The sequence below is a fragment of the Pseudomonas sp. NPDC087598 genome (genome assembly GCF_044743525.1).
In the GTDB taxonomy this organism is placed as follows: domain Bacteria; phylum Pseudomonadota; class Gammaproteobacteria; order Pseudomonadales; family Pseudomonadaceae; genus Aquipseudomonas.
Genome location: NZ_JBIUWQ010000025.1, coordinates 39669 through 49253 on the forward strand (window position 1 = coordinate 39669; position 9585 = coordinate 49253).

At 60.9% G+C, this 9585-nt stretch carries 3 protein-coding genes; 1 reads left to right on the top strand and 2 read right to left on the bottom strand.

Features of this window, described 5'->3' with window-relative positions; translation table 11 throughout:
* Window positions 1–57 precede the first annotated feature (57 nt).
* The gene (locus ACIOWE_RS15625; RefSeq protein ID WP_401392954.1) at window positions 58–1452 is read right to left on the bottom strand and encodes an efflux transporter outer membrane subunit; all 1395 of its coding nucleotides are present in this window, start codon (window positions 1450–1452) and stop codon (window positions 58–60) included.
* 181 nt (window positions 1453–1633) lie between these two features.
* A complete protein-coding gene (locus tag ACIOWE_RS15630) occupies window positions 1634–2428 on the bottom strand; it encodes a helix-turn-helix transcriptional regulator (protein WP_401392956.1) in 795 nt (264 codons plus the stop codon).
* Between the two features lie 488 nt (window positions 2429–2916).
* Here ACIOWE_RS15630 and ACIOWE_RS15635 point away from each other — a divergent pair, with 488 nt between their 5' ends.
* Window positions 2917–9330, top strand: coding sequence for an amino acid adenylation domain-containing protein (locus ACIOWE_RS15635; protein ID WP_401392958.1), 6414 nt, complete (start codon window positions 2917–2919; stop codon window positions 9328–9330).
* The last annotated feature ends 255 nt before the right edge of the window (window positions 9331–9585 follow it).

Below are 9585 nucleotides of genomic sequence, written 5' to 3' on the forward strand. Positions count from 1 at the left end.
GATCGGCTGACAGGTTGTCGCAGTACGACAAAAGGTGTAAGAAAAAGTGACGAGTGCTTAATGAGTCGTCGCTTCTGCTGCCCGCCAACCGCCGCCCAGCGCGGTGTACAGATTCACTTCGGCGACCAGTTGCGCGAGGCGGTCAGTGATCAGCCCTTGCTGGGAACTGAACAATGAACGCTGGGCATCGAGAAACACCAGGCTGCTGTCGACGCCATTCTGATAACGGTGTTGCGCCAGGTTGTAATAATCCTGAGTGGCTTGCACCAGATCGCGTTGCGCCTGCAATTGCTGTTGATAAGTGCTGCGTGCCGCCAGCCCGTCGGCGACTTCCTGAAACGCTGTCTGAATCGATTTTTCGTATTCGGCCACGGCCACGTCTTTTTGCAACTTCGAATAATCAAGGCTGGCGCGCAGGCTGCCGGCATTGAATATCGGCAGGCTGATCTGCGGCTGAAAGGTCCACGCCCCGGAGCCGGCGCCGAACAAACCCGACAGATCGCGACTGGAAGTACCGGCATTGGCCGTCAGACTGACGCTGGGAAAAAACGCCGCCCGTGCCGCGCCGATGTTGGCGTTCGCCGCTTTGAGTTTGTACTCGGCCTGGAGAATGTCCGGGCGTCGTTGCAGCAGATCCGACGGCACTCCGGCCGGCAGTTGCTGCACCAGATCGCTGGCCAGCGGACGTGCGGGCAAGGACTCCGGCACTGGCGCGCCGACCAGCAGCGTCAGGCTGTTCAGGTCCTGCGCAACCTGGCGTTGATAACGCGCCAGATTGGCCCGTGAGGTATCAACGCTGGTCTTCGCTTGCGCCTGCTCCAGCGCCGACGACTTGCCGGCCTCGCGGTTGCGCGTGGTCAGGTGCAGGCTCTGCTCATCGGCGACGAGGGTCTCGCGGGTCAGGGCCAGCAGTTCTTGATCGGCGCGCCAGGTCAGGTAGGCGTTGGCAACGTTGGCCACCAGGCTCAACTGTGCACTGCGCCGCGCTTCTTCGGTGGCCAGCCAGGTTTGCAAGGCTTGTTCGCTGAGGCTGCGCACGCGGCCGAAAAAATCCAGCTCATAGGCACTGATGCCGAGGTTGACCGCGTAGGTCGAGTTGATCATGGCTTTGCTGCGAGTCACGCTTGGCGGCATGCGTTGTCGCGATTCGCTGGCATTGGCCGACACCGCCGGCAGCAGGTCGGCGCGCTGAATGCGGTATTGCGCCTGAAAGGCTTCGACGTTGAGTGCCGCTACGCGCAGGTCGCGGTTGTTGATCAGCGCGCTTTCGATCAACTGTTGCAGGGCCGGGTCGTTGAACAGCGTGCGCCAGTCTTCGTCGGTTGTTGCAGCCTGCGGGCCTTGCGGATATTGCGCGGCACTCGGTGAGGCGGGGCGTTGATAGTCGGGAATCAGAGAGCAACCAGCCATCAGCATGGCTATGGACAGCAGGGAAATTCGCAGGGTGGACATCGAACAGCCTCATGCATGAAAGAAGGGGTCTGCGTTTATCGGATCATTTGTGGCGAGGGAGCTTGCTCCCGCTGGACTGCGCAGCAGGCCCATCTTTTCAGCATGAAGACAGGGGCCGCTCCGCGCCCCGGCGGGAGCAAGCACCCTCGCCACATAAAGGCATTCACACGTTCAGTTCAAATCACGCCCCGGCCATCCATTTCGCCAGGCCATGCCGGCCACTGACACCCAATTTGGCCGTGGCGCGTTTGAGATAGGTCTCGATCGAACTGTTCTTGACCCGCAGTTTTTCCGCCATGTGCGGTACGGTGCCGCCGGTCAGCAGGCCCAGGCAGACTTCTTTCTCGCGCGCCGACAGAACAACGTCGCTCAACATCAGGCGCTCGTCGAACACCAGCGCAAGCGGTGCCTGATCCAGGTCGATCGAGGGCTGGCGCGGTTGTTTGGCGATGGTTTGTCGACTGATCTGCGCATGTCGCTCAATCAGCGGCAACAGGGTGTCGGACAGGCTCTTGAGAAACGACAACTCCGGCAGGGAAAACACCCGTTGGGTATGCGGACGGTAAAACGAGATGACGCAGCGGCGGTTCGACGTGCGTGACACCAGATTGCACTGGTGGACGCTGTGTTGCGGGTGGCGGGGCGGAAGCGAGGCTTTCAATTGGATCAACAGTGAATCATTCATCTCGATCATTTTTTGCAACAACGGGTGATCGTCCGGGCTCTCCAGAGAATCCGGCGGCGGGAAGGTCCGTGCCGGACCGGCACTGCCCAACGGCTTGATCTCGACCACGCTGGCCTGACGCTCATCCAGCGTCCACTCGGTCAGATCGACGCGATTGACCGGCACCAGGGTGTCGACCAACTGGAACATGTTCGTGGCGAAGTGATCATCGCCCGTGCTTGCAATCAACTCCCCTAGTTGCCAGTAGAAGTGCGGGTTTTCCTTGTTGCGAATGCTGCCGGTCAGATTCATATCCTTGTCATCCCTGGTACAGAGCCATCACTGAATCGTCTGCCGTCTATGTAAAAGCCGCCCACGCAGTCATTTCTCCTTGAACATGATCTGGAGCGGGATTTAAGCCTATGGATTTGTCCTACGTCTGTAGGGGAAACCGGGGACACAAAGTGCCACTATTTCTGATTGTTGGCGCCGGGGTTCTGACGGGATGGGTGGCTAGAAAGTCGGTCAGCGTGACTCTTCAGTCACTGTAAGGGCCCGCAAACTCGGGAGATGGTGTTCCCCGATCGTCGACCCTCGGGCAAATGGCGGCATTGGTATGTGGTTCTTTTCCTACAAGCTTTTCAGTATTTCCTCTCCGAAAACCTCGACAAGACCTATGCGAATCAAGCCGATATGCACTGTCGGGCACGCATGGGGGCGGTGGTTGTCCGGGTTTCGGGTGTCATGTCGGCGCCGGAGCCGATGCTTGAATACGGGTAAAACCTCATGAGAAGGATCTTATGCCGCCTATTTCTGCCACTGCGGCGGACACCTCGTCCGCTTCGCCCGTGACCTTTCCACTGACCGCCGCACAACTGGACATCTGGCTCGATCAATTGAGCCGGGGTGACTCGCCGCTGTACAACATCGGTGGATACATGGAGTTGACTGGCCCTCTGGACCCGGCGCGGATGCAAGCGGCACTCATCCATCTGGTGAGACTGCATGACACGATGCGTATCGAGTTGGTGCCGAGCACCGGCGTGGACGGACTGCCACGGCAACGTTTTGTGCCATCAATGCCGGGGCCACTGATGACGTGGGATGTCTCTGCCCAGGCAGATCCGAAAGCGGCGGCGCGAGCGCTGATTCAGGAGCGGATCGATCAGCCGTTCACGCTGGACGGCGGGCCGCTGTACCGTTTTTTGCTGATCCGGCTCGATGACGATCTGCACTGGTTCTCCATTCTGGCTCACCACCTGATCGTCGATGGCTGGGGCTTCGCCGAGATGATCAAGTCGTTGGCTTCCCTCTATAACGCACTGGCGGCCGATCAGGCAGTGCCTGACACCGCGCTGTCCTACGTTGATTTCATCGAGGACGATGCGCGTTATTACCAGTCACCCCGTTATGCGCAGGATCGCGCGTATTGGCTGGACAAATACCGCCTCTTGCCCGAACCCCTGCTGGTGCCGCGATATCAGGAACGCTTCGTCGGGAATACGCCGTCCAGTCGGGTCGTGGCGCGGACGTTCCCCGCCGTGCTGCATGAGCGCATGAAACAGCTTGGCCAAGGGCTTGGCGCATCGGCGTTCCATGTACTGCTGGCGGCGCTTCATGTGTATTTCAGCCGTACAGCACAGCGTGACGAATGGGTGTTGGGGATGCCGATCCTCAACCGCTCTGGTGCCCGATTCAAATCGACCGTCGGCTTGTTCACCCAGGTCAGTGCGGTGCGCATGGGGTTCGGTCGCGACCTCGCATTCACCGAATTGATCAGGGCGATTCGCGATGAGCTGAAAGAAAACTTTCGCCACCAGCGGTTTCCCCTGAGCGAGATGAATCGCGCCTTGGGCTTGCTGCGCGAGGATCGCGCGCAACTGTTTGAGCTGACGGTTTCTTACGAACTGGATGATCAAGAGCATATTTACGGCCAGGCACGAGGTCACGTGGTCAAGGTTTCCAATCATCAGGAGGCTGCCCCGCTGGCTATTTATTTGCGCAGTAACCGCTTCGACGAACAGGCCTGGTTGCACATTGCCTACTCCCCGATGTATTTCGAGGAAGGTGAAGTCGAGGCGTTTGCCGAGCGACTGTTGTCGTTACTGGAGCAAGGGCTGGAAAACCCGCAAGTGCAAATGACCGAATTCGATTTGCTCTCGCCAATGGAAACCATGCTGCTGCTGCAATGGAACGACACTCGCGTCGTTTATCCGCAGGGGTTGACCATCGTCCAGCGTTTCGAGAACCGAGCGGCGCAACAACCGCAGGCAGTGGCGGCGGTTCAAGAAGGACAAGCGCTGACCTATGCCGACTTGAATCATCAGGCCAATGCGTTGGCACATCAACTGCTCGGGCTCGGCGTGCAACCGGATGACCGAGTGGCAATTGTCGGCCGCCGAGGGCTCGACACGCTGGTTGGCTTGCTGGCGGTTCTGAAAGCCGGAGCCGGTTATGTGCCGATCGATCCGGCGCATCCCTCCGAGCGTTTGAACTATCTGCTCAATGACAGCGCACCGGTTGTCGTCCTCACGCTCAGCGACCTGCGCGCACGTTTGCCGAAACTGGATGTGCCAGTGATCGAGCTGGATCAACGCGACGGGCCGGCCGACAACCTTGCCAACCCGAGAGTGCCCGGCCTGACCACGGCGAACCTCGCTTATGTGATCTACACCTCCGGTTCGACCGGCCAACCCAAAGGGGTGATGGTCGAGCACGGGACACTGGGCAATCTGGTTGATTGGCATTGCGACGCCTTCGATCTGCGCGCCGGTCAGCACACCTCAAGCCTCGCCGGTTTCGGTTTCGATGCCATGGCGTGGGAGGTCTGGCCGGCGTTGTGCGCGGGCGCGACCCTGCATCTGGCCCCCGCCACTGGCCGCAACGAAGACATCGACGCGCTGCTCGACTGGTGGCGCGCGCAGCCGCTGGATGTGAGTTTCCTGCCGACACCCATTGCCGAGTACGCCTTCGGCAAGCATCTCGACCACCCGACCCTGCGTACGCTGCTGATCGGCGGTGATCGCCTGCGTCAGTTCAATCGGTCGCAATCGTTCGAGGTGATCAACAACTACGGCCCGACCGAAGCGACGGTGGTTGCCACTTCGGGGCGCATCGAAGCCGGGCAGGCGCTGCACATTGGCCGTCCGGTGAGCAACGGCACGGTGTACTTGCTCGATGAACAGCAACGTCCGGTGCCGATTGGCGTGACGGGCGAGTTGTATGTCGGCGGCGCCGGAGTCGCCCGGGGTTACCTGAATCGTCCGGAACTGACGGCCGAGCGCTTTCTGCGCGATCCGTTCAGTGATGATCCGCAGGCGCGCATGTATCGCACCGGCGACCTCGCACGCTGGCGTGCCGACGGTAACCTCGACTATCTGGGACGCAATGACGATCAAGTGAAAATCCGCGGTGTTCGCATCGAACTCGGCGAGATCGAAACCGCACTCGTCAGCCATGATGCCGTGCAGGAAGCGGTGGTGCAGGTGCGCGACGGGCAACTGTTGGCGTGGTTCATCGAGCGTGAGCCGCTCGACATCAATGCATTGCACGCCCATCTGAAAACCCGTCTGACCAGCGCCGTGTTGCCGAGCGCTTATGTGCGCCTGACGGCATGGCCGATGACGGCCAATGGCAAGCTTGATCGCAAGGCTTTACCGGCACCGGGGCCGGGGGCATTGATCCGCCGCGAATACCAGGCGCCGCAGGGTGCAGTGGAAATGGCGCTGGCGCAGATCTGGGCTGAATTGTTGCAGGTCGAGCGGGTCGGTCGCCACGACCATTTCTTTGAGTTGGGCGGGCACTCATTGATGGCCGTGATGCTGATCGAACGTATGCGCCAGCTCGATCTGAGCAGTGACGTCCGGGTGCTGTTCAGCCAGCCGACGCTGGCGGCGCTGGCCGCTTCGGTGGGCACCGGGCGTGAGGTAGCGGTGCCGGAAAATCGTATCGCAAGCGATAGCACACATATCACCCCGGAGCTGTTGACGCTGGTGCAACTGGATCAGCCGACCATCGACCGTATCGTCGCCACGGTGCCGGGCGGCGCGGCCAATGTGCAAGACATCTACCCGCTGGCACCCTTGCAGGAAGGCATTCTCTACCACCACATCACGGCAGCGCAGGGCGACCCCTACCTGCTGCAATCACGGCTGGCGTTCGACAGTCTCGAGCGGGTCGAAGCCTTCGCCGAGGCGTTGCGTCAGGTCATGGCGCGGCATGACATTCTGCGCACCGCCGTGGTCTGGGAGGGGCTGACTACCCCGGTACAGGTGGTGTGGCGCGAGGCGATTCTGCCCGTTCAGGAAGTGCATCTTGACCCTGCCGATGGCGCGATCATCGATCAGTTGCACGCGCGCTTCGATGCCCGGCGCTATCGCCTCGACGTCAGCCAGGCTCCGTTGATTCGTCTGGTGTATGCCCGTGATCCGGCGCTCGACCGGGTGGTTGGCATTCTGCTGTTTCATCATCTGGCGATGGATCACGTTGCGCTGGAAGTGATGCGCGGCGAGATGCAGGCCAGTCTGTCCGCTCAGGTCCAGCCGCTGGCTATACCGGTGCCCTATCGCAACTATGTGGCGCAGGCGCGCCTGGGTGTCAGCGAACAGGAACACGAGGCGTTCTTCCGCGAGATGCTGGCGGATATCGATGAGCCAACGCTGCCGTTCGGTTTGCAGGAAGTGCAGGGCGATGGTCGCGGCATTGACGAGGCTCGGCAAATGCTTGATGACGGTTTGTATCAACGCTTGCGCAGTCAGGCGCGGCAGGCCGGCGTCAGTGTCGCCAGCCTGGTTCACTTGGCGTGGGCGCGGGTGTTGGCGGCGACTTCCGGTCAAGAACATGTGGTGTTCGGCACCGTGCTGATGGGGCGCATGCAGGGCGGCGCGGGGGCCGATCGCGCACTGGGAGTGTTTATCAATACCTTGCCGCTGCGCATCGATGTTGATACGGCTGTTTTGCCCGGGGTGCAGGCGACTCATGCGCGATTGACCGCACTGCTTGGGCACGAACACGCCTCGCTGGCACTGGCTCAGCGCTGCAGTGGTGTTGCATCGCCGTCGCCATTGTTCAGTGCGTTGCTCAATTACCGTCACACCGATCCGAGTGAACTGCTCGAACCTTCGGATCAAGCCTGGCAAGGCATCGAAACCCTGGCCAATGAGGAACGCACCAATTATCCGCTGACGCTGAGCGTGGATGACCTGGGCAGCGATCTGCGGCTGACTGCCAGAACCGTCGCGGAGATTGGTGCGCAGCGAATCTGCGCATATGTACACGCAGCGTTGAACGGGCTGGTGAAGGCGCTGGAGCAGGCACCGCAACAGCCTTTGAATCGCTTGCCGATTCTGCCTGCCGAGGAGTTGCAACGGTTGCTGGTCGAGTTCAACGCCACCGAGGTCGCTTGCCCGTTGGAGCAGCCGATTCAGGTGTTGTTTGAACAACAGGCTCGTCTCAAGCCGGATGCCATCGCGCTGCAATCCGGGCAAGGAGAGCTGACTTACGGCGAGCTCAATGCGCGTGCCAACCGACTGGCGCATCATCTGCGCGAACAAGGCGTGCAGCCGGATACGCGTGTGGCGATCTGCGTCGAGCGCGGACTGGATCTGGTGGTCGGTCTGCTCGGTATTCTCAAGGCGGGCGGAGCGTATGTGCCGCTTGACCCGGACTACCCGTTGGAGCGCCTGAGCTACATGTTGCGCGACAGCGCGCCGATCGCCGTGCTGGTGCATGCCGCCACCCGCGATCTGCTCGGTGAGCGCGAGGTGCCGCTGATCGATCTCGACCGTGGCAGTTGGCAGTACAACCCCGAGAGTAATCCGCAGGTGCCGGGCCTTAGCGGCTCAAACCTTGCCTACATGATCTACACCTCAGGCTCCACCGGCTTGCCGAAAGGCGTAATGATCGAGCATCGCAGCGCCTGCAACATGGTGCACTGGGGCTCGCGGATCAGTGCGCCCACCGAGCACGGTGCGCTGCTGCAAAAAGCGCCGTTCAGCTTCGACAGCTCGGTGTGGGAGATCTTCTGGCCGCTGTGTTCCGGCCTGCGCCTGGTGCTGGCGCGGCCCGACGGCAACCGCGATTCGGCTTATGTGGTGCAGACGATTCGCGAGCATCAGGTCACGGTGGTCAAGTTTGTTCCGGCGTTGCTCCAGCAGTTCATCGAGCAGGACGACGTCGAGCAGTGCACCAGCCTTACCGACGTACTCAATGGTGGCGGAGAACTCAGCGCAGCGCTGGCCCGTCAGGTGCGTCAGCGCCTGCCATGGGTGCGTTTGCACAATGTCTACGGCCCTACCGAAACCACAGTCGACAGTACTGGCTGGACGCTGGAGCCGGGTAGTCCGGTGCCGGACAGTGTGGTGCCGATCGGCAAGGCACTGAGCAACACTAGGCTGTACGTACTCGACGCCCACGATCAGCCAGTGCCGTTGGGCGTCAGTGGTCAGTTGCACATTGGTGGCGTTGGTGTCGCGCGTGGGTATCACGGACTGCCTGACATGCAGGCCGAGCGCTTCGTCGACAGTCCATTCGTGCCGGGTGATCGGCTGTACCGCACCGGCGATCTGGTGCGCTACAAAAACGACGGCAACCTCGAATTCCTCGGTCGCAACGACTTTCAGGTCAAGTTACGTGGTTTGCGTCTGGAGCCCGGTGAAATCGAAGCGCGGCTGATCGAGCATCCAGCAGTGCGTGAAGCGGTGATCATGGTGCGCGATGAGCGTCTGGTCGCTTGGTACACCGTGCGTGGCGGTATTGCTACGCCAGATCTGGAGACGCTGCGCGCTCATATGCTGGAGCGGTTGCCGGAGTACATGGTGCCGGGCGCTTTTGTGTTGCTGGATGCATTACCGCTGACGCCCAACGACAAGATCAACCGCAAGGCTTTGCCTGAACCGGGAGCAGAGGCGGTGCTCAATCGCCCGTATCAGGCACCCGAAGGCGAAGTCGAAGCGGCGTTGGCGCGGATCTGGGCCGAGGTGCTCAACGTCCATCAGGTCGGGCGTCACGACAACTTCTTCGAGTTGGGCGGGCATTCGTTGCTGGCGGTGAGCCTGGTTGCGCGCATGCGCCAGACCGGGTTGCACACCGACGCCCGGTCGCTGTTCAGTCAGCCGACGCTGGCGGCACTGGCGGCCAACACCCGCAGCCAGGCACAGCAACTGGAAATCCCGCAGACCACCATCCCGAGCCTCAACCGCAAACGCCGGCTCTGAGGGTTCAACCGGTAGACGCCGCCGAAGGCTGCGATCTTTTGACTTTGATGTTTTAAAAACAAGATCAAAAGATCGCAGCCTGCGGCAGCTCCTACAGGGGGATTAAAAGGGTTACGGCCTATGGGGCGAAGGATTGTCCCTGCTTCCCATGTCAGCTCCCCAAGCCTCGATGTTTTAGTTTTTCCAGGCTGCGCGCATCTCGCACGGACTCGCGGCTGCGCGCTCCTTTTTCTCGTATTTACAGCAGGTTATCCC